This is a genomic window from Edaphobacter acidisoli (genome assembly GCF_014642855.1).
In the GTDB taxonomy this organism is placed as follows: Bacteria; Acidobacteriota; Terriglobia; order Terriglobales; family Acidobacteriaceae; genus Edaphobacter; species Edaphobacter acidisoli.
Genome location: NZ_BMJB01000003.1, coordinates 175,323 through 196,946, shown reverse-complemented (window position 1 = coordinate 196,946; position 21,624 = coordinate 175,323). Strand labels below are relative to the sequence as shown.

11 protein-coding genes and 1 tRNA gene are annotated in these 21,624 nt (G+C 55.5%); 6 read left to right on the top strand and 6 right to left on the bottom strand.

Features of this window, described 5'->3' with window-relative positions; genetic code table 11:
• The first annotated feature begins 292 nt into the window (after positions 1–292).
• Positions 293–949, top strand: a complete 657-nt coding sequence (locus tag IEX36_RS15780; RefSeq protein ID WP_188760533.1) for a peroxiredoxin — start codon at positions 293–295, stop codon at positions 947–949.
• 89 nt (positions 950–1,038) lie between these two features.
• A tRNA-Cys gene (locus IEX36_RS15775) sits at positions 1,039–1,114 on the top strand.
• A 595-nt stretch (positions 1,115–1,709) separates the two neighbouring features.
• Here the strand turns inward: IEX36_RS15775 and IEX36_RS15770 are convergent.
• The 4 genes from IEX36_RS15770 to IEX36_RS15755 all read right to left on the bottom strand — a co-directional run bounded on the left by IEX36_RS15770 (position 1,710) and on the right by IEX36_RS15755 (position 7,648).
• Positions 1,710–3,527 (bottom strand): beta-L-arabinofuranosidase domain-containing protein, encoded by a 1,818-nt coding sequence (locus IEX36_RS15770; protein WP_229669064.1) that lies wholly within the window; start codon positions 3,525–3,527, stop codon positions 1,710–1,712.
• Positions 3,528–3,889: 362 nt separating this feature from the next.
• On the bottom strand, positions 3,890–4,519 hold the full coding sequence (locus tag IEX36_RS15765) for a response regulator (protein ID WP_188760531.1): 630 nt from the start codon (positions 4,517–4,519) through the stop codon (positions 3,890–3,892).
• A complete protein-coding gene (locus IEX36_RS15760; RefSeq protein WP_373283056.1) occupies positions 4,512–6,623 on the bottom strand; it encodes a histidine kinase in 2,112 nt (703 codons plus the stop codon). Before IEX36_RS15760 ends, IEX36_RS15765 begins: the two co-directional genes overlap by 8 nt.
• 38 nt (positions 6,624–6,661) lie before the next feature.
• The gene (locus IEX36_RS15755; RefSeq protein WP_188760529.1) at positions 6,662–7,648 is read right to left on the bottom strand and encodes a substrate-binding domain-containing protein; all 987 of its coding nucleotides are present in this window, start codon (positions 7,646–7,648) and stop codon (positions 6,662–6,664) included.
• A gap of 313 nt (positions 7,649–7,961) precedes the next feature.
• On the opposite strand from IEX36_RS15755, the gene IEX36_RS15750 reads away from it, so the two are divergent.
• The 4 genes from IEX36_RS15750 to IEX36_RS15735 all read left to right on the top strand — a co-directional run bounded on the left by IEX36_RS15750 (position 7,962) and on the right by IEX36_RS15735 (position 16,352).
• On the top strand, positions 7,962–11,321 hold the full coding sequence (locus tag IEX36_RS15750) for a TonB-dependent receptor (RefSeq protein ID WP_188760684.1): 3,360 nt from the start codon (positions 7,962–7,964) through the stop codon (positions 11,319–11,321).
• 38 nt (positions 11,322–11,359) lie between these two features.
• Positions 11,360–12,250 carry a hypothetical protein gene (locus IEX36_RS15745; RefSeq protein WP_229669063.1) on the top strand — a complete coding sequence of 297 codons (891 nt, stop codon included), beginning with the start codon at positions 11,360–11,362 and terminating at the stop codon, positions 12,248–12,250.
• An 81-nt stretch (positions 12,251–12,331) separates the two neighbouring features.
• Positions 12,332–13,909, top strand: coding sequence for a tetratricopeptide repeat protein (locus IEX36_RS15740; protein WP_188760527.1), 1,578 nt, complete (start codon positions 12,332–12,334; stop codon positions 13,907–13,909).
• Positions 13,910–14,252: 343 nt separating this feature from the next.
• A complete protein-coding gene (locus tag IEX36_RS15735) occupies positions 14,253–16,352 on the top strand; it encodes a glycoside hydrolase family 3 C-terminal domain-containing protein (RefSeq protein WP_188760526.1) in 2,100 nt (699 codons plus the stop codon).
• An 87-nt stretch (positions 16,353–16,439) separates the two neighbouring features.
• On the opposite strand, the gene IEX36_RS15730 is transcribed toward IEX36_RS15735, so the two are convergent.
• Both IEX36_RS15730 and IEX36_RS15725 read right to left on the bottom strand, forming a co-directional pair.
• The gene (locus IEX36_RS15730; RefSeq protein ID WP_188760525.1) at positions 16,440–18,863 is read right to left on the bottom strand and encodes an autotransporter outer membrane beta-barrel domain-containing protein; all 2,424 of its coding nucleotides are present in this window, start codon (positions 18,861–18,863) and stop codon (positions 16,440–16,442) included.
• Positions 18,864–19,051: 188 nt separating this feature from the next.
• Positions 19,052–21,193 (bottom strand): S9 family peptidase, encoded by a 2,142-nt coding sequence (locus IEX36_RS15725; RefSeq protein ID WP_188760524.1) that lies wholly within the window; start codon positions 21,191–21,193, stop codon positions 19,052–19,054.
• Positions 21,194–21,624: the final 431 nt, after the last annotated feature.

The following is a 21,624-nucleotide window of genomic DNA, read 5'->3' as shown; positions in this document are numbered from 1 at the left end:
GCTCCCGGGTCGTATGGTCTTAGTTACACCGCAAGTGGGGCAAACTGCTTCCATGCTAGCGAATGGGCTGGCCGCGGTATAAAGATTGAACCATGACGACGATTCTGAACACGGACCTGATGACCTGCTGTTGCTGTAGCAGAATGTGGGCGTGCGTCCAGCTGAATCGTCGTAAGTAACAGCTCGATTCAAGGCAGCACAGAACCCACCCGGACAATGAGCAGGGTGGGTTTTTTACGCGACTCACGTTTTTCAAACCGATCCAAAACTATAAGGAAAGAGGAAGCTGAATATGTCATTGCGCATAAACGATGTAGCACCTGATTTCACTGCCGAAACAACCCAGGGGCCAATTCATTTTCATGAGTGGATTGGTGACGGCTGGGCTGTTCTGTTCTCGCATCCGAAGGACTTTACGCCGGTCTGCACGACTGAGTTGGGCACGATGGCTGGTCTCGAGCCTGAATTCAAGAAGCGTGGTGTCAAGATTCTAGGTCTGAGCGTGGACCCGGTGGACAGCCACTCGAAGTGGGCGAAGGACATCGAGGACGTCACGGGGCACCAGGTGAAGTATCCGCTGATCGGTGATCCGGAGTTGAAGGTGGCGAAGCTTTATGACATGTTGCCTGCTGATTCAGGCAACACGTCGGAGGGCCGCACGCCTGCGAACAATGCGGCTGTGCGCACAGTGTTTGTCATTGGGCCGGACAAGCAGATCAAGCTGCAACTGATCTATCCGATGAGCACGGGCAGGAACTTCAACGAGATTCTGCGCGCGGTGGACTCGGTGCAGTTGACGGCGAAGCACAAGGTGTCGACGCCGGCGAACTGGAACCCGGGCGACGAGATCATCATCTCAGGCGCGGTATCGAATGAGGATGCAGCGAAGCTCTTCCCGGGCTTCAAGACGGTGAAGCCGTATATCCGTACCGCTGCGCAGCCGAAGTAGGTAGAATACAAACATCGCGGGCCTGCTCCTTGTTGAGAGGCAGGCCCGCAGCTTGTCTCATAGGCTGCGGTGGGCGCCTTAAACGATGAGCACCGATGGCGAAGTGGCTAACGCGCTGGTCTGCAAAACCAGTATTCGAGGGTTCAATTCCCTCTCGGTGCTCCAACAAATCAAATACTTAGATGATTATTAAGCTTCGAGCCTGAGTAGACGTGGCCGTTTTTGTGGCTGGATTTTCCCGATGCGCTTTGGTGACTCTCCCGAAGTCATCCACTAGCTGCTCTGATAAACAGACCTGCATCAATGCGGTTACCGCTCAGCGGTGGCAGATCCTTCAGCATCGTTGGCGTCGTTCTTTTGGGGAATTCAGGTGGATTTGACACAGCGGAACCATCAGACGGGCCGTGTGCCCCTCGTCCACTCAACACGCGAGTCCAGTGAGGGCACTCCCGCTAGCCCCGATGTCCACCTGCAAGGCTCCAGTTCGGAATCAGTTCGCTCCGTCTCAACTTTCGCCGCAGAACCTAGCGACCGTTCCTTTCAGCTCCATGTACCTGAAAGACCAGCTTCGCAATGTCCAGCCCACCATAATCGCAGCCTTCATTGTCCCTCCTCCTTGTGGCGAGCTTTATCAACTCATCTCCACTCTACGAGGTGAGTTCGAGTTCATCCCATTAAGTTATCCGGCGCCACATTCAGAACGGCTTGCTCTTCCAGAGCAATGTGGGTTGAAGGCCGACGGGGCGTCGAATATTCCACGTTACAACATCTCACTAGGCTTGATTTGAGGAAATGCGCTGATGCGGAGCTTGGCTGCTGCATATGGAATCAGCGACAGAGGCTCTTCTGTGTGGCTGCTGTGCACTGGGCTTTGGGGCGCGGGATTTGCAACGCCATCTTCAGCGAGCCATGAATCGAGTCTGCACGCCTTGACGTGTAATTCCACTGGAGCCTGTTTACGGGAGAAGGGAACCGCACCGACTTGCGACTCCGTTACGGATATCGTCTTGGTGAGATCGTTCGGATCTAATGCGAGTGCATAGTTCCATGCGCTTGCCGGAAAGACCTGCCAATCTGCCGTCATACCTCGGTCGCGCAGCTTCACCCAGCTTTCTTCTATACCGAATGAGAAGACAAGTGGGCCTCTATTGATGGAAACGGACTGGTTGAAACCCTGAGCGGCGCGAGGAGCCATTGGGAAACGGATCTCGACGCGATCTCCCGGATACCATTCGCGATTGATACGTGCAAACGAGCCTGGCTTCGGGGTTTCCTCCTGTTTTCCATTGACGCTAATCGTGGTTCCACTGGCCCATTCAGGAACGCGAAGTTGCAATGGAAAGCGCAGTGAGGAGTCCGGGGTGATTGTAAGCCGCACGCTGTCGCGGAAGGGATACTCCGTCTCTTCGAGTATATGAACATGCACGCCACGCACGATCGTTCGAACCTCGCAGGGAGCATACGCAGCGGCAACGAGTCCGTCGTTGGCGTCGGAACTCTGGTCGCCTGTGAGCATGAAAAGGCTGTTAGCAAATTTCGGCCAACCCTGGTGGAAGTTGGCCGTGCAGCAGCCGAAGTTAGGTTCGAGGCCATAGAGATTTGATTCAGGCCCGTCGGTGGTCCAGGGCTTGTGGTGCAAGCTGCACTCAACCTGGTTCGGTTCCTGGTTGTACTGATGCGCCCACATATCATCTGTGAATGTGCCGGGAAGGGCATTGAACGCGAGCTGCTCCAGGCGATCACCCAAGGCTGCGTGGCCAGTGATTGCGAGCGAGTTTTCCAGTGAAAACATGTACTCGACGACGGTGCAAAGCTCAGATCCCTGGGATGGATTGAGGCCTGCAAGATGCTCGTCGCAGGAGAACATGCCATTCGGCAAGCCGTGGTATCGATTCAACTCAGCGATCATCGTGACGACAGCATCTCGATCACTGGCCGATCCCGAGATCAGCGACCATACAGGACCGGTCTTTACTGCTTGGCCGTTGTTCACGCCATGCGTCGCTAAGGCAAGATCTTTAAGACCTTCACCCTGGTTGAGTTTGAGAAATTCGGCGGTGACGCGTTCCTTGTAAGGAAAATTCTCAAACTCAGCCATCCAATCGTAGCCTTGCTTCCTGAGCATGTGCGCTAGATCTAGAAGATAGCTGTCGCCCGTACGGTTGTAGAGCCAGATCAGACTGAGCAGCTCATCTTGCCAGCGGAACCTGGCCCAGTCGTGCAGTGGACGCGCAGGCAACGAAGCAAGCTGGTAGCGGAGATATCGGCTCATCACTGGAATGACTCGCGGATCGCCGGTGTATTCGTGGTACTGCGTGAGGGCTTTCAGCATCACGATGCGCGGCCACCAGTCATTATTGGATGTCGGACCGATCATCCCATCACTTGCCTGATGCTCCAGCGTCCAATCCACGAAGCGTTGTGCTTTCGCTTTGAGCGTTGCGTCATCGAGGATATAAGCGAGCGGTATCAGGCCATCCAGATAATATGGGCCCCGCTCCCATGATTCGCCTGTTCCGCCGAGCCACCCACTGTTCGGTCCGACGTCGGCCCACGTCTCGTCGAGGTGACCGCCCAAGCCATTGGCCTGGATTCGTAACTGCCGTGCAAGCCAACCTCGCGGTTGTATCGATCCGGCGGGAAGAAAATAGAACGCGCTCGGGGCAATAGGAACACGGTGCTTCACGGTGGGCGAGATACGAAGGGATTGTGGTCCCTGCGTTCCGACAAAGGCGCCAGCTTGCAGTGCACGCCCTCTGAAAACAGCAGACGAGAGCCCGAGGAGACCAGCTTTAGCGAGAAAACCGCGACGTGTAGAAACAGGATTCCATGAAGGCAATGATGACCACTCCTAGGTTGATTCGAGGCTATGCTAGTCGATTCGAGGCGCGATCGCATGGTTCAGATGACCTATGCACGATATGACTCTTCATTCTGCGCCTAGATGAGGCCCCTGTGAATTGCGGTCGTTGCTGCCTCGGTGCGGTCGGAGACTTCGAGCTTCTCTATGATACTCTTGACGTGATTTCTGACAGTGTTGCCGCTGATATCGAGAGCTCTGCCGATTTCCTTGTTAGTCAAGCCGCGAGCCAGCATACGGAGCACCTCGAGTTCGCGTCCTGTAAGGTTTGTGCGCATCATGCGCTCGGCGAGCAGTTCGGCAATGTGTGGCGGAAGGTACCTCTTTCCCGTCGAGACAGCTTTGATTGCAGCAATTATGTTGGCTTGCGGCGTGTCCTTCATGAGGTATCCGTGCGCACCCGCCTGGACTGCGCGATAGATGTCCTCGTCCGTTTCAAAACTGGTCAGGATGATGGCTCGCGTGGCAATTTTCGTGCGATTCATGGCGTGCAATGTGTCGACGCCGGTCATGCCTGGCATGCGAAGGTCGAGCAGCATCACGTCTGCCTGTATATTGGGAAGAAGCTCGAGTGCCTCTTCTCCTGAAGAAGCTGTGCCCACGACTTCAATCCCCGCCTGCGTTCCGAGCATGCTGGTCAGGCCCGCAAGCACGACAGGATGATCATCGACGACGAGGATTCGAATAGGTGCGCGTTCTGAATCAGACATGGATACGTTTTCCGATCAATGTAAGCCACATGGATTTGAGCCAAGAGACAACTGTTGGGCGCGGTGGTAAAGGCGCGTCGACGCGAATGCAGGTGCCTTTGCCGGGACCGCTTTGCACGTCAAACCGCGCATCGATGCCCTGGGCGCGCCGGCGCATGCCGCGTATGCCAAAGCCGAAACGCTCTTTGTCCTGGGCGAAGCCCCGGCCATCATCTTCTACTTCAAGATGGACGGAGTTATTGTCGTATGCCATATAGATAGAGATGAGTTCTGCCTCTGCATGGCGCACCGCATTGGCGATTGCTTCCTGCCCGATCCGGTAGAGGGTGTCGGTTGTACGGAGCGGAATCGGCCTTGCGGCGCCGTCTTCCCTGGTTAGAATCTGGACTGTTCCTCCTGCGACCATCTGATGGGCGCAGTGCGCGAGTGCCGACAGTACATCCTCCGAGCGAAAGTCATCGGTGCGCAGGGTGGCAATGCTGCGTCGAGCTTCATCATGGCCGTGCCGCACGAGGCTGCTTGCCAGTTCGAGCTGCTGACCGATCGTCGTCATCTCCGGTGTAAGGCCATTGCGAATGGCCTGCAATTGGAATCCGATGCCCGCAAAGCTCTGCGCCAACGTGTCGTGCATCTCGTGCGCCAGGCGCTCGCGCACTTCAAGTACGGCGCGCAGACGCCAGTTCTCCACGCGATGATAGAGCGACACGCTCACCAGCGTGAGCAAGACGAGCGCTGCGATGAGCGCAAGTATATGCTTTGCGCTCCACCAAGGCGGCCCGGCAAGAAGATCGAGATCTTCATTCGAGCGCAGAAGAATTACAAACGGCGTAAGGCGGTTTGTCAGTATCGGGTCCACCGCGCAGACCCCGCGCAGTTGCAGGGTGCTGTTCAATTTCAATTGATCGAACCGTTGGTCACTCCGCCCGGGGTTCATGATCGCCCGAAACGACTGAGAACCTTCATCCAGATCGAGAACCAGCGTATTGCCTGGGCCGCGTTCCTTCCCCGTAAGTCTGCCTCGGACTTCGACGAATGTTCCGGCGAATCTTCCCGTTGCTGCCTGCGAGGCGGTCACTGAGACCGGTGGAATGGGAGTACGAACCCACAGGACACGCACAGTCGCTTGCTCCAGGTTCGCACTAAAATCTGACTGGTGCGACAGGCCCGTGACCTCCACCTCGTCGCCCACGCGCAGCAAAGGTGGATGCTGTGCTTGCACGTACACGCCGCCGGTTGAATCCTGAACATAAAGCCGCGGTGCAACGAGTACGACAACACCGCGGACCGTTGCTTTTGCCGGGGTGCTGAACGATGTGAGACTGAGGCTAGCGATACTCTGTGTGTTGGCCTCGGGCGAAGGCAGTGACTGTTGGTCCTGTTCCATCTGGCGTTCGCGAATCGACTCCGAATCTTTCGCAACGAAGTCTTTTGCCGGCTGCTCGCGGGTGAGGCCATTGCCAGCGAGCAGATTTCCGAGATCCGTTCGTGTGGCGGTCCGGACCACTACATTGCGCCAGATGCCGCCGGACGAATACGAGCGAAGGCCCACGCGCCCATGGCGTAGACAATCAGAATCTGTAACACCGAACGCTGTTCGTGGTTCCGAGGCGTTACCCATAACTGCAACTGCGATGTCGCAGTTATAGGCGAGCAATTTCAGGTGATACCACTGATACGGATGAATGCCGCCGGGCACCGTGCGCTGATTTGAAGCTTCGAGCCAGCTATGATCAGCGCGGCCCAGTACGAGCGTGCTATCCCCGGTACGAATTCCTGCGTAGTAGCCGCTATATGAATTCACCCCTTCTTCTTCATTACTAGAGCGGATGATCAATCCTGCGTCCCCGCTCGCGCCGAGAAGATAGACATCGGCTTCGATTGAGTAATTGGTCCAGTAGCGGGAACCTGTGAGAAGCTTGGCGCCGCGCTCGTCAGATTCGTTGCGCATCGTGCCGTCGACCAATTCCCACGTGCCTCCAAGGGCTATCCATTCATTGGCATTACCTCGCTCAAATGAATCGTGGTAGGGAAGACCACGGGCGGGGCTATGCAGGTAAGCTCGAGCGGCAAACACTGCACCCGCGGCAAGAAGGCACACGCCCATACAGATGAGCAAAGTCCTAATCAAAGCTGGCGATCGTTTCACCGAATTGAACTCCAGTGCCAGTTGCTGGCTGGCAATTCTGTCGAAAACATCTGACGGATCTCCGGCGATCCGACATTTTCACGTGTGATCAATCGCGGAGTGAACTTAACTTCTGATGGTGTGTTCTGATGTTGTTCTTTAGCAATGACAATTTCAACCGCGCGCTTGGCCATCCCTCGAATATCCTCCTGGATTACGGAGTCGAGATAGGGGCATTGGTCGAATGGAGGCGAATTGTAGGAATCGAAGGCAATTAATTTGACCGAAGGTCGGTCTTTCATCGAATCGAGCGCACGGATAGCGCCATCTGCCGAGTCCCACATCAAGGCGACAATTAGATCGACATTGGGGTGTGCATGGAGTATTTCCTCAACCACCTGTTCTTCGCGAGGAACGTTGTATGAGCCGATACGCCGATCGACAATTGTGATGCCTGGAGCCGTCCGCGAAAGCTCCTGCTCCAGAGAGTGTGCGCGGACCATGGTTCCAGAGAGGTCGGGGTTCATGCCGATGATGGCGATCGTTCCCTTTCCATGTAGAAGCGCAGAGGCGCGCGCTGCCGCCATCCGTCCAGACTCCTCATCGTCATTCAGTACGTTTGCAAGATTGGGAGAAGGCGCGATGGAGAGTGCAGAGCCGATAATTGCGGTCGGTATACCGTGGGCCAGCGCGCGTTCAACTGGACTCACAAGCGCCAGGGGATGGTCGGGCGCGAGCACCAAGGCATTTACCCTTCGGTTGATGACGCTTTCGACCAGCGCAATCTGCGCCTCAACGTCGTCTTCGCGCATCGGGGCGTTCCAGTAGATCGACGCGCCGCTTTCGTGTGCAGCAATGTCCGCGCCGACATGTACGGTGTCCCAGAAGTTAACGCCTTCCGTTTGGGGGATTACGGCGACCGTGATTCTGCTGCCTGTGCGACAGCCCTGACTCATCAAAAGCAACCACGTGAGGCCTAAATTGGCTAAAAAAATCAGGCCCAAGCACCTGAACCCTAGCTTCGATGGTCTGGTCATATGTCTTGCCGAACACTTGGAGTCTACGCTGAGGTCTGAGCGCGAGCAAAACAAATGATTGGACTAGTTCAAATGGACTAGTGGCTGCTAGTTGGATTGATTCATGCATAAGTCATTCTCTGGCAGGTACGCTTGCCTCGTTCACTCAAAGCGGTTTTCTCTGCCCGCAAGTAGCGGTCATATGGGCTGGGGTTTAGCCAAGCTGGAGCGGGTCCAGAGATTCCAGCAACAAGCAGCCTGACGTGTCGGGCCAGCGAAGTACGATTTTCGGAGGTTCATGATGAAACCGATTACAGGAAGATGTATCACGTTACTTGCTTTCTTGGCCTTCTTGACTGCTTCCAGTTTCGCGCAATTTTCTGGGAGTGTGCAGGGAGCTGTGCAGGACGCATCCAATGCCGTCATTGCAAACGCATCTGTTTCGCTGACGAACAGCGATACTCAAGTCGTCAAGATGACAACTACGGATAGCGCCGGCGTATACCGTTTCGTAAGCCTTGCACCCGGCCCCTATGTGCTTTCGGCATCAGCCCCAGGCTTTTCTCCGGCGAAAGTGTCATTTGTGTTGACTACTGCCGAAACGCGAAGCGTACCAGTTCAACTCGCGGTTGGACAAACTTCGACGCAGGTGACTGTAAGTTCCCAGGCCCCACTTCTCGATACGTCAGACAGTCGCAATGAGCAGACTCTCGACACGCAGGCGTTACAGTCGTTGCCGCTGGTCGCAAGAAATCCTACTGCGTTGATTGGGTTAACCCCGGGTGTCACCGGATTAGGAACCGGCAGTTCGACGAACTTCAACCCTGAAAACTATATCGACGCAAGCGCCAACGGTCGTGGTCAGAATGGCAACCAATATGTTGTGGATGGTCTGGATGTGACAAGCAGCATACGTCCTGGTGTATTGAACCTCACTCCAAATGTTGATGCTGTATCCGAAGTGAGCGTCCAAACCAATACGTATACAGTTGACTATGGCCGAGCTAGTTCTATCCAGACCGTCATGACTACAAAGTCCGGAACTGACCAATATCATGGCTTAGCCAGTGAGTATTACAACTATCAGGGCTTTAATGCGCGCGGCGAATTCGGTGTGCCTCAGCCTCAGAAAATCAACCCATACCACACCAACAATATGTCGTTTGGTATTGGCGGTCCGGTTATTCCCCATCATCAGTTTTTCTTCTTCTTTTCGATTGAACCTTACCTGGCACTTTACTCGAATGGCGGTTCTATCCAGACCTATGAAGATCCTGCTTTCCTGTCATTCGCCCAGGCAACTCAGCCCAATTCGCCTGAAGTGCAGCTCATGGCAAAGTACAAGCCAACCGGCGCAACGACGACGGGTGTTTCCGCAACTGCGGTCGATGTTTTCGGCCCTCAAAACCCGATCGCTAATACAGGATGCAATACTCCAAGCACCGACAACATACCTTGCGGGACACCAGTATTCGATCACGGCAACTTCAACTCCTCCAGCTATAACAATGCGAAGCAGTGGAATCTCCGCTTAGACAAGTACTTCTCCAAAGACAGAGTCTACGGCAACTTCATTAGGAACACGATCAATTCGGGCGGTCCTGCAGTGCGGCCGGCGTTTGCCACAACCAACTCTGACTACGGTGCCTCAATTCAGGTGAACGAAACGCACACTTTTTCTGCGGCCCTTCTTAACGAGGCGAGTTTCGGTTACAACCGGATTGAAGGTTTCAATAGCAAGACAGGAACTTTCACGGTTCCAATTGTCAGCGTCAGCCAACTTGGTGTCGGCTTTGGGGACGGCTTCGCCCAGGGCGACTATATTCAACACAGCTACCACTGGCGCGATGTCCTAACGAAAATCCACGGCGGGCACAGCTTCAAGTTTGGTTACGAAGGCTGGCACGGAGACGACCTGGCCTTGTTTGCCGGTGCTTATGGTATTCCCAATCTCTACTACAACAACATGATCGACCTCATCAACGACAAACCTTACTCGGAGACCGGTCTGTCCTACAACATCGTTACCGGAAAGCCACAGCCAGGACAGTATCAGTTTGCGATGAGCACGGCTGGCGCGTTTGCAGAAGATACCTGGCAAGCAAGCAGAAAGCTGACGATCAACTATGGAGTTCGCTACGACAACTTTGGCAATGCGTATCCCATTGGCGGCACCCAGTTGGCTAACTTCCATCTAGCGTCCGGCACCTCTTTCCAAAACAGGGTGACGAACGGAGTAATGACACAGCAGAACCATGTCTACACCAATTCAATGAACTGGGTCTTCAGCCCTCGCGTAGGAGTGGCGTTCGATCCTGCCGGCGACGGCAAGTGGGTAGTTCGTGGCGGCATCGGACTTTACCATGACTTCGTCACGCTAGGGAATAGTGAAAACGGCTTGAAGGGCAATCCGCCAGGATTTGTTGTTCCTACCTTCAAAAGCGATGGCTCAACTGCCGCGCCGGTCTTTAGCTATGGCACACAGAATAAATACCCTTATGGATTCACGTATCCCGCTTTCGCCGGTACGCCACTGGATTCGAAGGGAGGTGTTGTCGGTTCGAACATCAGTGTTGGCGGAGTAGATGCGAACATGTCCTCTCCACGAACTATCAACTGGTCCGCTGCTGTTGAGCGCCAATTGACCAACCGAATGGTGGTCAGTGTCGGTTACGTTGGCTCGCACTCTGGCAACCTGGTCATCGGTGGTGGCAATACAGGCGCAACATCCTATGGCGTTGATGTCAATATCTACCCAGGCGACCTGATTCAACATATCCAATGCACTGAAACCTCAACCATGAACTCGTGCACTGGAGTGCAGACGAGGCTGAATACCAGCTTCGGCTCGATCACCTATGCCACGAATGGCGCCCGCTCCAACTACCAAGCCCTTGTTGCCGCGGTCAAAGGTCGCTTCGCGCAACGTGGCCTGCTGACAGCGTCATACACGCGATCGGATTCGCAGGATGATTGGCAGGCTTACCCCGGTGCCTATCCATACGATCAATACTATGGGCCGTCTCCTTGGAATGCACCCAATCGCTTCTCTCTCGGCTGGAGCTACGAGTTGCCTGGTGTGAACCAGGGTCATGGACTCGTTGGCCGGGTCAGTTCGGGATGGAGCCTCTCCGGGACGACTATTTTGCAATCTGGAACGCCTTTCACTGTATTCACCGGTGCATCCTTTCACGCGCAGCTGATTGACCCGACTCAGCCTGCCATTCATTCAAATATTCGGTTTGCAGCTGATAGCGGCGACTTCAATGCGGATGGCGACAACTTCGACTACCCCAACGTTTCCAGCTACAACCAGCCTAAAGATCGCAAGTCTTATAAAGCGGGCATCTTTACACACTGCGCGGGCGGAAATCTCGATAACTGCGGCGCCTTCTCACTGCCTACTCCTGGTTCGGAGGGAAATGAGAAGAGCAACCAGTTCCAGAACCCAGGTTTTGCGCAGACGGATTTTGCTTTGCAAAAGACGACGAACATCGCTGAGCGATTCAACCTGGAGCTTCGAGGTGATTTTATCAATGCCCTTAATCGACCCAATCTGAACGGCGTTGATAGCAACGCGCAGGATGGAACGAACTTTGGCACGTCAAACTCTACCCAGACACCGCGTGTTGTTGTACTGGGTGCGAAGCTTTCCTTCTGACCACGGTGTAGAGCATTCAACTTCTTTCGGCAGGGGCATTGGACAATTTCCCGATATGCCCCTGTATTTTTGTTCAACCAATGATGACCTTAGGGATGTCCGTGCCGCGCATCTATAGATTTCTTCAGATCCTTCTCTGTATTGAACTCGTAATGCCTGCGGTTATATGCGCAGCCACTTTCTCGCTGAAGAATGCTTCCACAGTCGCGACATTTGATGAGAGCGGCTTGACCTCAGTCCACGACATAGACTCAGGCAGCAGCGCAAACTTCGCCAGCGACCATTGGTCGCTGACGCTCGACAATACGACCCTACGCAGTACGGATGTAACGCCGCAAATCAGGAAGACAAATGCGGAGGAGATGACGTACAGCTACCGACTGCGGGGCTATCGGATCGAAGTCGTCTATTGGCTCAAACCGGGCTGGCGCTTTGTGGCAAAGCAAATCAAAGTTTTCGGCGGCACGAAGCCGGATTTCTCGGTAGAGGAAGTAGTACCAGTCGAGATGGTGCTTAAAGATACAGTTCTTTCAACCTATATACCTTCCAGCTACGAGCCGCAGATTGGCTTGACTGTTGCCGAATCGAGAAAAGACCTTCCAGGTAAGGATTACGGTGCTTTTCTACGCCTCCCCGAAAATCATGGCGTCATGCTTGTTGTGCAAAATCCCTATCTCAAGGTGGAGCATCATGGGCAATCTGTAGCGATTTCCTATACTCCTGAAATGTCTTGGCACGCTGCCTGGGGGGCCTTCGCTAGCGACATTGCCTGCATCTCTCCCTACCAGCTAAGCGGGGAACGTCTGCCGCGTGAGATGCTGCTCGAGTGGAAGATCCCATCGAGCTCGACCCCGAATGACGGGATGGATCGTGCCGAGATTGGATCTGTCGAAGATCGCGCCGGACACGCAACACATGTTCACAATTAAGCTGCCGCAGTTGAAGCCTGGACAGTTTCAAGGAGTATTTTTTGACAATGTGGAGTCCCAGTTAACGGAGAAGCTGGCACATTGAAGCAACGCTACACTGATCGTATGAGCATCCGGGCAGCTTTGCGCTGCGCGAAAAACAGGATCGCACCCGTAATCCGCCATCGAGCCGCGGTACCTAGCTTAGCCCTGTGCCTGCTCTATATTTTGTCACTCCTTTGGTACATCAGCCCCTCACAGTGCCTTGCTTCTCAGTCAGCAACCTTTGGTAGCTCACAGGACAGTACAACGCCGATCATTGCTGCACTGCGTACGGGCGATTTCGATGAAGCACTTCAAAAGAGCAGCGAAGCCCTCAAGAGATATCCTCGAGATTACCGACTTTGGACGCTTCGCGGCATGGCTTTTTCTGGAAAACGCGAGATGGCATCTGCGCTTTCGGCATATCAGCATGCTCTGAGGCTTGCTCCAGCTTACCTGCCCGCGCTTGAAGGCGCGGCTCAAATCGAATATCAGCAGGGCAGCGAGCGGGCAGAGCCGCTCCTTCTCCGGGTGCTGGCTCTGCGTCCCGACGACCCAACCACGCATGCAATGCTTGCCTCGCTCGACTTTAGAGGAAATCAATGCGCAGATGCTGTGCCTCATTTCCAACAAGCCGCAGCTGTGCTCGAAGCACAGCCAGTGCTGTTAACTGAATTCGCATCTTGTCTCACGGCCCTCGACCGTGATCAAGATGCTATTCCAATACTGCAACGTGTCCTAACCCTTGATCCGTCACGGCCAAGTGCTCGTTATAATCTTGCTCTCGCGCAATGGAATGCAGGTCACACACCGGACGCGATCGAGACAATTGAACCTCTTCTCGAATCCAATCCTGACGATGAGGACGTGCTCACGCTCGGGGCCGATATTTACGAATCGAATAATGACACGCCGCGTGCTGTCGAGCTGTTGCGTCATGCCATTCTTGCCAACCCCCGAAAAGTCGAAGCATATTTGCAATTTTCAACACTGTCTTACAATCACGCTTCATTCCAGGTCGGCATAGACATGTTGGCTGCTGGTCTCACGCGCTTGCCAAATGACCCACGACTTTATCTAGCACGCGCAGTTTTGTACAGCGAGAAAGGGGACTACGCCAAGGCCACGGAAGATTTTGATACGGTTAATCGACTTGACCCCAATCTCGCCATCGCCGACGTTGCAGAGGGCCTCTCGCAATCGGAACAGCACAAGTCGAAAGCGGCACTCGCGTCTTTTCGAGAGGCAGCCAGAGCGCACCCCAATGATGCCTTCGCACAATACTTGCTGGCCGAGACCCTTTCTGAGCAGCAGACTCGTCCTGGAACTGCAGAGTATGCCGAGGCAGTGAGCGCAGCCAGACGAGCGGCCGATCTGAACCCGCGAATGTCAAGCGCACTCGATCTCCTTAGCACGCTTTTTCTGCGTGCGGGGCATGCGCAGGAAGCGATTAACTACAGCAGAAAAGCGCTTTCCATTAATCCCAATGACCAACAAGCTTTGTATCACCTCATGCTCGCGCTCAGAAAGACAGATCAGAGAGACGAAGTCCCAGCCATCTTGAAGCGGCTCATTGCAGCTCGAAATGCCCAATCTACAACCACCAAAAAGCGCTACAAGCTTGACGAGGGTCCATAGCTCTTACTTTGCTGCAATAGCGGTAGGACGAAGCGATGGATTAGGCAGTATCTGTATTGCTTACCAGCCGACTAGCTGACACTGATTCATCCCTAACTTGACATCTTCGAACCATTTCAATAGATTGCCATCGATTGATGCTTAAGCAGTTTCTGTTCATCGTATTTGTCGGCGCTAACTGACTATGTCAATCGGACCATTGGGGTGAGAGTTGAAAATTACGAGAGTCTTTTCCATCGTTTTTGCATTGGCATTAGCCGTCCCGGCATTGGCGCAGTATCAATATCCATTTCAGAATCCGAATTTGCCCGTGGAGCAGCGTGTTCGGAATGTGCTGTCCTTGATGACGCTTCAAGAGAAGATTGATTTTCTGGGCAAGACGCTGAATGTTCCGAGGCTGGGGATTCATGCTTCGGGGGCGGAGTTGAGTCCTCCGGGTTCGAACGCACAGTTTGAGGGGTTACATGGAGTCACGGTGGGTGGTCCGGGAAATTGGGGCAGGAAATCTCCAGGGGGAGAAGGCAAATGGGGCGGCGTGTCCACTATTCCAACAACACAGTTTCCGCAGTCCGTAGGGCTAGGCGAGACATGGGATCCGTTGTTGATTGAGCAGGCTGCGGCTGAGGAGGGAAGGGAGGCACGATACATCTTTCAGAGCGTTGACCGAGGCGGATTGATTATTCGTGCTCCGAATGCTGATTTGGCTCGCGATCCGCGATGGGGGCGGTCGGAGGAGTCGTATGGGGAAGATCCATTTTTCGACGGAACAATGGCTGCTGCGTTTGTTCGAGGTCTTCAGGGAAGCGATACCCACTACTGGCAGGCTGCGTCGCTGGTGAAGCACTTTATGGCGAACAGCAATGAAGATGGTCGCTCAGGTTCCTCATCGAACTTCGACGCGCGGTTGTTGCACGAGTATTATGCGGTGCCGTTTCGCATGGCAGTGGAGCAGGGCGGAGCGAATGCACTGATGGCTTCGTACAACGCAGTGAATGGTGTGCCGATGACGACCAACCCCTTGCTCAAGGATTTAGCGATGAAGCGATGGGGGTTCAACGGCCTGATTGATTCAGATCGTGGCGCCGTGACCTTCATGGTGACGAAGCATAAGTATTACCCGGACATGGAACATGCGGTGGCCGGCGCGATTCATGCGGGCGTGAACCAGATACTGAATGGATATGAGGATCCGCTGAAAGATGCTCTGCGAGACGGGCTGGTGACGGAGGCAGACATCGACCAGAATCTCGCCGGGGTATTTCGTGTGCTGTTCCGGCTTGGGCTGCTTGATCCGCCGGCGATGGTGCCTTACTCGACGATCAAGGCCGGCGACGGTGCTGCTCCGTGGGACGCGGAGACCAGCAAGGAACTGGTGCTGAAGGTGACGCACGAGTCGATTGTTTTGTTGAAGAATGCGGCGAGGAAGGGGGAGTCTCCCTTGCTTCCGCTCGATGCGACGAACCTCAGGTCGATCGCGGTGGTGGGCCCGAGGGCGAATGAGGTGGATTCCGATTTTTATGGTGGCACGCCTCCGTTTGCAATTACGCCGCTGGAGGGGATCAAGCGCAGGGTTGGGGACAAGGTCGCGGTTCGATATACCTCGAACCACGATGAAGCCGTGGCTATGGCGAAGGCTGCGGATGTAGCGATTGTCATAATTGGAAACCAGCCAACATGCGGAGCGCCTTTTAATCGTTGCTCAGATCTGAGCGAAGGCAAAGAAGCGATTGATCGGAAGCAGATTGCGCTAGAGCCGGATCAGCAGAAGTTGGTTGAAGATGTCTATGCAGCGAATCCGCGGACGATCGTTGTGCTGGTATCAAGCTTTCCTTACACCATCGACTGGGCTGAGACGCATATCCCAGCGATTGTTCACATGGCGCACAGCAGTGAGGAAGAAGGCACGGCGCTTGCAGATGTGCTCTTTGGAGACTACAACCCGGCAGGGCGGCTGGTGGTCACGTGGCCACGAGACATTGCGGAGCTTCCTCCGATGATGGACTACAACATTCGCGACGGACGCACGTATATGTACTTCAAAGGTAAGCCACTCTATGCATTTGGATTTGGCTTGAGCTATACGAGGTTCAAGTACTCGAAGATGAAAGTGAGTTCGGTGCGACTTTCGAAAAATGGTGAAGTGACCGTGAGTGTGGATGTGACTAACGTTGGTTCGCGGGCCGGTGATGAGGTGGTCGAGATGTACGTGCGGCACATCGGCTCGAAGGTGGAGCGGCCTGCTGAGGAGTTGAAGGGGTTTGAACGCGTAGCACTTGTAGCCGGAGAAACAAAGGCTGTTCGGCTTCACCTGCCGGCAAAGTCGCTGGCTTACTGGGACGTGAAGAGGAATGGCTGGAATGTGGAGAGCGACCGAGTTGATATCAGGTTAGGCGCTTCTTCGGATGACATACGTGCAGAGAGGCAGATTGCGATTGTTCCGTAACTGCTTCACGAACGTATCGAATGTGAATGCTGTAAAAGACCGCGCCTGTGATGGCGCGGTCTTTGCTGTTGAACTGGATCTTGTTAGTTATGAGAGCGTCTTGCGCGGTCTCTGTACGATCAGATTTGGTGTTGCTGTGCCGCCGTTGACGCCGGGAAGATTTGGTGCGATCAACTTGGTGGGCTGGTCAGACAGCGTGGAGCGATTGATCAGGTGCACGGAGTTATCGCCTGAGGTTCCAACGAAGAAAGTTGAGTTGTCAGTGCTGAATACACCTGCAACCGGAGCGATGGGCGTGCCACTGGAGGTCGTTGCCAAGGGGATATTGCCGAGTGTCCCTGCACCAGTGGAGGAAAGAGTGTACATCGGCAGAACACCGCCAGTTCCGGTGTAGGTGACAAAGGCCAGTGAGGAATCGGAGGTTGCGTCGACGCCAGTGATTGCCGTTGGGCTGATGCCAGATAGAGTGGCATTCGAGAGCACGGCTGTATCACTGAAGGTCAGGGCATTGTTTCCGGGGCAGGAGCCTACAGGAAGCCCGGGGGAACCGCTGGAACCGAGCAGCAGGTCAGTAAAGGTGCCGGTGGAGGAAGTGGCGCGGGCACCGAGGATATGGAGGCCATCATTGGTCGCAGCCAGGCGATCGGCTGCTGGGCCGGTGACACCAGCATCAGGATAGAAGACGTTGCTCGTTACGGGCTGCCCGTCCACGGTGGAGGTTGTCGTTACAGGGCAGTATCCCTTGGCCGAGGTTGCGCTGCCGGCGAAGAACGCACCCACGCTTGGCACACCCACTGCGACATCAGTGGTGGGTTGTGCAGAGGTTGTGACATACCAGCCTATGTTGGATGAGTGGACCAGAAGCTGGTTGTTCGGTGTGACATTTCCGGAAGGGTCTACGTTGCCCATCGTGATATAGACAGTAGTGCTATCGGGCGTGAATTCGGCGTGCGTGCCGACTCCACCATAGGTCGAGATGACTCCACCAGTGGATTTATAAAGATAAACGAGTTGGCGGACGGGATCAGTGATGACCAACGTGCTGCCATCGGGAGAAACAGCGAGCACTTCGCCGGTGACCGTGGTGTCCTGCGTGGTCAGCGAATTGGTGAGGGCACTGAAAGTCATGATCTCCTGGCTGCTGCCCATGTAGATCGTCGAACCATCGACACTGATGACCATTGAGTTCGGAACATAGGGCAGGCGCACAGGAGCGCCGATGTTATTGGTTGTGAAGTCCACCGGTACGATGTATTGCGACTGAGTGCTGCCGATGTAGAGCACAGTGCTGCTGGTGCCGGGAGAGGTAATCTCAACTGGATTCGATGTGATGGGCTTCCCGTTACCATAGAGGCCAATTTGGTTGAACGGTGAGCTATTGCAGGTAGGGGGCTGGCAGATCGCTGTGATGGCTGCAGAGCCAGGCAGTGTCGGCGTAACCGAGCCCGAGCCAGCTGTGATCGTGGATGGGGTCGTGGAGACGAATTGTAGATCGAGGCCGGTGATGGGGTTGCCGTTGGTGTCGGTTACAACGGCGGCGAGCGGCTGGGTATAGTTCTGATCGACCGTGGCGCTTAGGGCGTTGTTGACGGTGAGCTGGATGGATTTAGGCGGGCAGGTTGCGAAGAAGCCTGCAGAGCTGCCTGCGTTGGAGACGTTCGCCGTAATGGTGGTCGAGCCAGGTTGCTCTGCCGTGGCAATACCGTTCTGGTCGATGGAGACGATACCAGAGGTTTGCGCGGTGTATGTAAGGTGGCCGACCTGGCAGCTGATGTTGTTGGAGGCTACGGTTGTGTCGGTGCCTGTGAAGATGCGAGCGGCGAGCTGACCGGTGACACCCTGCGAGATGCAGCCTTGAGTGGTGTCTAATGGCTGCGATGTGGTGCTGACCGGAGCTGTGCAGCAGCCATTAGCGGAGTTAATGGTGCAGCTGGTGGGGCTATTAATGTACGCTGCAGGACTGCAATTGGTGGCAGGATCGTTAACGCAGTCAGTTGATGGAGGGCCGAGCAGGACACTGGTGACGGTCGGGTGAACATAGATGGGCAGGGGGTTGCTACTGACGCCGTCAGCGCTTGCTACGACATAGACTGTGCCACTGACGTTGTTGGGTACGCAGGTGGTGTAGTCGGGGATGCCGCCGCCGGTATTGCGGTTCCATGTTCCGGCGCAGAGCCTGCCGGCGTTGGTGCCAGAGGGAACCACGTCGGCGATGGTCAGGTTCGGTTTGCCGTTGGCGTCAACAATGCCGTAGGTATAGGCGGAGACGCTGACGGCAGAGTTTTTGCAATCGACCCCTGCGGGGGCACCTACCGTGCCGATCTCAGCGTAGTTCAGCGAAATGCCGTAGACCTTGGGCGAGAGCGTAATGGTCGCCAACTGCCCAAGCACCGGACCATAGCCGGCGTTGTTGCAGTAGGAGACGCTGTTCTTCTTTGCACAACCCGAGATGGAGACGCCAAACGACACTGTGAAACACAGCAGGAATACTAACGTGACAAAACGACGCATCGAACCTCCCCGTCCAACCCGTACGCAAGCTGAACGGTTTCACCGCTAACCGCTGGATAGCTGAAACTCAAGTGTAAAAGCTGAACAGACCGGAAGCAAATCTTCGGGTGCTCTATTTTTGACGTGCCGAGAGATATTTTGCTCTGTCTGCTACTTCGGAATTTGGCATAGAGCCGCGATAAGCAGACTTAGTTTGCAGGCATCTCAGTTTCGAACCATTCGAGTGCCCGTTCCAGCACATCGCGCTGATGGCCAGGATCGCGGAAGCGATGGCCTTCATCCGGATAGACGACCAGCTCTGTCTTGACGCCCTCCGCCTTGAGCGCGTGCCAGAACTCGAAGCTCTGTGGCGCGGGGCACTCGCCGTCGCGGTCGCCGACGACGAGGAGTGTTGGAGTCTTCACATTCTTGATGTAGTTAATAGCTGAACTCTTCGCGTACACGGCAGGATCGTCGTAGACGCTCTTGCCGAAGAAGGGAATCATCCACTGGTCAATGGAGTTTTCGCCATAGTAGCTTTTCCAGTCGCTGATGCCTGCACCGGCGACTGCTGCGTGGAAGCGCGTGGTCTGGGTGACTGAGAACATGGTCATGAATCCGCCATAGCTCCAGCCGGTGATGCCTTCGCGGGTTTTATCGATGGGCAAGTTTTTTTCGAGCGTATCGACGCCGGCGAGAATGTCGCGGAGATCGCCGTAGCCAAAGTCCTTGATGTTGGCCTGGGTGAACTGCTCGCCCTGGCCCATGCTGCCGCGGGGATTCGGCATGAAGACGAAGTAACCGAGCGCGGAGAATGGGACGCCACCGTAGCTGACACTGGGCCAGCGTGGTGTCACAGCGGCGGATGGACCGCCGTGGACCTCGACGATGAGCGGATATTTTTTAGCTGGGTCGTAATTGCGCGGATAGAGCAGCCAGCCCTGCACGTGAAAGCCTTCGTTGGTCCACTCGATGTTTTCGGTTTTGCCCCAGAGTGGCTTGAGGTCGTCGTTGAGGTGCGTGATCTGTTTGAGCTCGTTGAGGCGTCCTGCCCAGACCTCGGGTGGGCGCTCGAAGGAGCTTCTGATGATGGCGATGGTGTGGTTTCTGGCGGCAGAGACGCTCATTGTCAGCTCATTGGCCCAGATGGTCTCGGGGAGGGTCTCTTCGGCGGAAGGGATGTCCCGGCCGTCATCGATATTCAGTGCGGTCAAGTGTGTGCTGCCACCTGTGTGCTCGGCGATTCCGAGTATGTCGTCGCTGAGCCAGCCTAGATAAGCCACCGAAGCTGCCCGGCCGGGAGTAATGTCTCTGGGCTCGCCGCCGGTTGCGGGAATGAGGTAGACGTCGCCCCCGGTGACGCCCTGGTCGCTCATCAGGCCGCCGATGAAGGCGATCTGCTTGCCGTCGGGAGACCAGCGAGGCACGGCTATCTGGAGGCCGCGGAGCGGGCCGGAGATGGTTTGGGGATCCAAAATGGTGATAGGTCCTCCTGTACCTCGGCTCACTCCGCAACCGGTGCCGCTACGTGGTGGGCCACAAATTCTGTCGCGATCTGCGGCATATTCGGCGGGACCTGAGCCCACACTCTGGGTATAGAGTTTCGCAATCCACCAGTTGTTCTCCCCCGGTGGTTGCGCCGCCACAATTGCCACATGGCTTGAATCGGGTGCCCAGGAGAATTCGTAGACGTGCAAATTGGAAGGTGTCACGAAGCGGAAGGCACCACTTGCAAGCTCTATGGCACTGACGCGCTGCACTTCAATGCCTTCTTCGCCGATGACGCCGCTCCAGGGCTTCATCGCGTCGAGCGCGCCTGCGTGGCGAGTGGCGTTTTCTACGAAGAGGAAGGCGATGGATTTGCCATCTGGCGACCATGCAGGCTCGTCGAGGTTACCGGTCACGTGGGTCAACTGGCGTGCTTCGCCGGTTTTCGCCGACCAGACGAAGAGCTGCTGCTGGTCGGGATTGCTGATGAGTGTGGTGCAGTTGGAGAGGAAGGCCAGTGACTGGCCATCCGGGGACCATCGCGGCTGTTCGTTGGTGCAGCCGGTTGCTCCGGTGCCGGTGTCGACGATCTTTTCTGTTGCCGGACTGGGATGGATTGCGCTGGAGAGGTGGATCTCCGAGCCATCAGATGTGCGGACGGACCAGGCTACGGTTGAGCCATCGGGAGAGATCTGCGCCTCGGTCGGGATGCGGGTGTGGCCGAGCATCTCCATGAGGGAGCGGATTTCGGCGTCGTGCGGATTGGCTGGCTGGGCCAGCGCTGAGGGCGAGGCAAGCGAGGTGCAGGTGAGTCCAATAATCGCCACAGCAAGAGGGCAGGTCGAGGCGCGACGGAAGAGCATGTCGCTCAGCCTAGCATGTGGCGGGTTTTCGGGTCGGGGACGCTGGACAAGCCCTCGCGCAGGCTATCTTAGGGGCTGATCCGTCGGTTGTTATGCTGAAGAAGGGTTCTTTTGGCGGGAGAAGGCCGCCGCGGTATGAAAAATCTGTCGAAAAGTTGACTCCAGCCACGCGAAATTGCTATTGTTAGAAGGTTCCGCAAGTACACAGTTTGTGTCGCAGGGAAGCTTGGCGCGCACCTGAGTACAAGAAAGAGATAACCGCAGGTACTCCCGGGTTTGAGAGTACTGAAATCTGCGGCCCATCGAATACGCGCCTGCGACACCCTCCACCTTGGATGGGCTATGCGGGCCGGAACAGCGAAACGGAGTCGGCTCGTTTCAGGGTTTACCCGAAAGACGCTCGGCCACCGTCGACTGTTTTCGTCTGGTTT

Coding starts and splice junctions, on each gene's coding strand:
- IEX36_RS15760 (WP_373283056.1), bottom strand. CDS start 6,623: ATGGGCGTGTGCCTTCTTGCCGCGGGTGCAGTGTTTGCCGCTCGAGCT.
- IEX36_RS15725 (WP_188760524.1), bottom strand. CDS start 21,193: ATGCTCTTCCGTCGCGCCTCGACCTGCCCTCTTGCTGTGGCGATTATT.
- IEX36_RS15730 (WP_188760525.1), bottom strand. CDS start 18,863: ATGCGTCGTTTTGTCACGTTAGTATTCCTGCTGTGTTTCACAGTGTCG.
- IEX36_RS15750 (WP_188760684.1), top strand. CDS start 7,962: ATGAAACCGATTACAGGAAGATGTATCACGTTACTTGCTTTCTTGGCC.
- IEX36_RS15735 (WP_188760526.1), top strand. CDS start 14,253: ATGACGCTTCAAGAGAAGATTGATTTTCTGGGCAAGACGCTGAATGTT.
- IEX36_RS15765 (WP_188760531.1), bottom strand. CDS start 4,519: ATGTCTGATTCAGAACGCGCACCTATTCGAATCCTCGTCGTCGATGAT.
- IEX36_RS15780 (WP_188760533.1), top strand. CDS start 293: ATGTCATTGCGCATAAACGATGTAGCACCTGATTTCACTGCCGAAACA.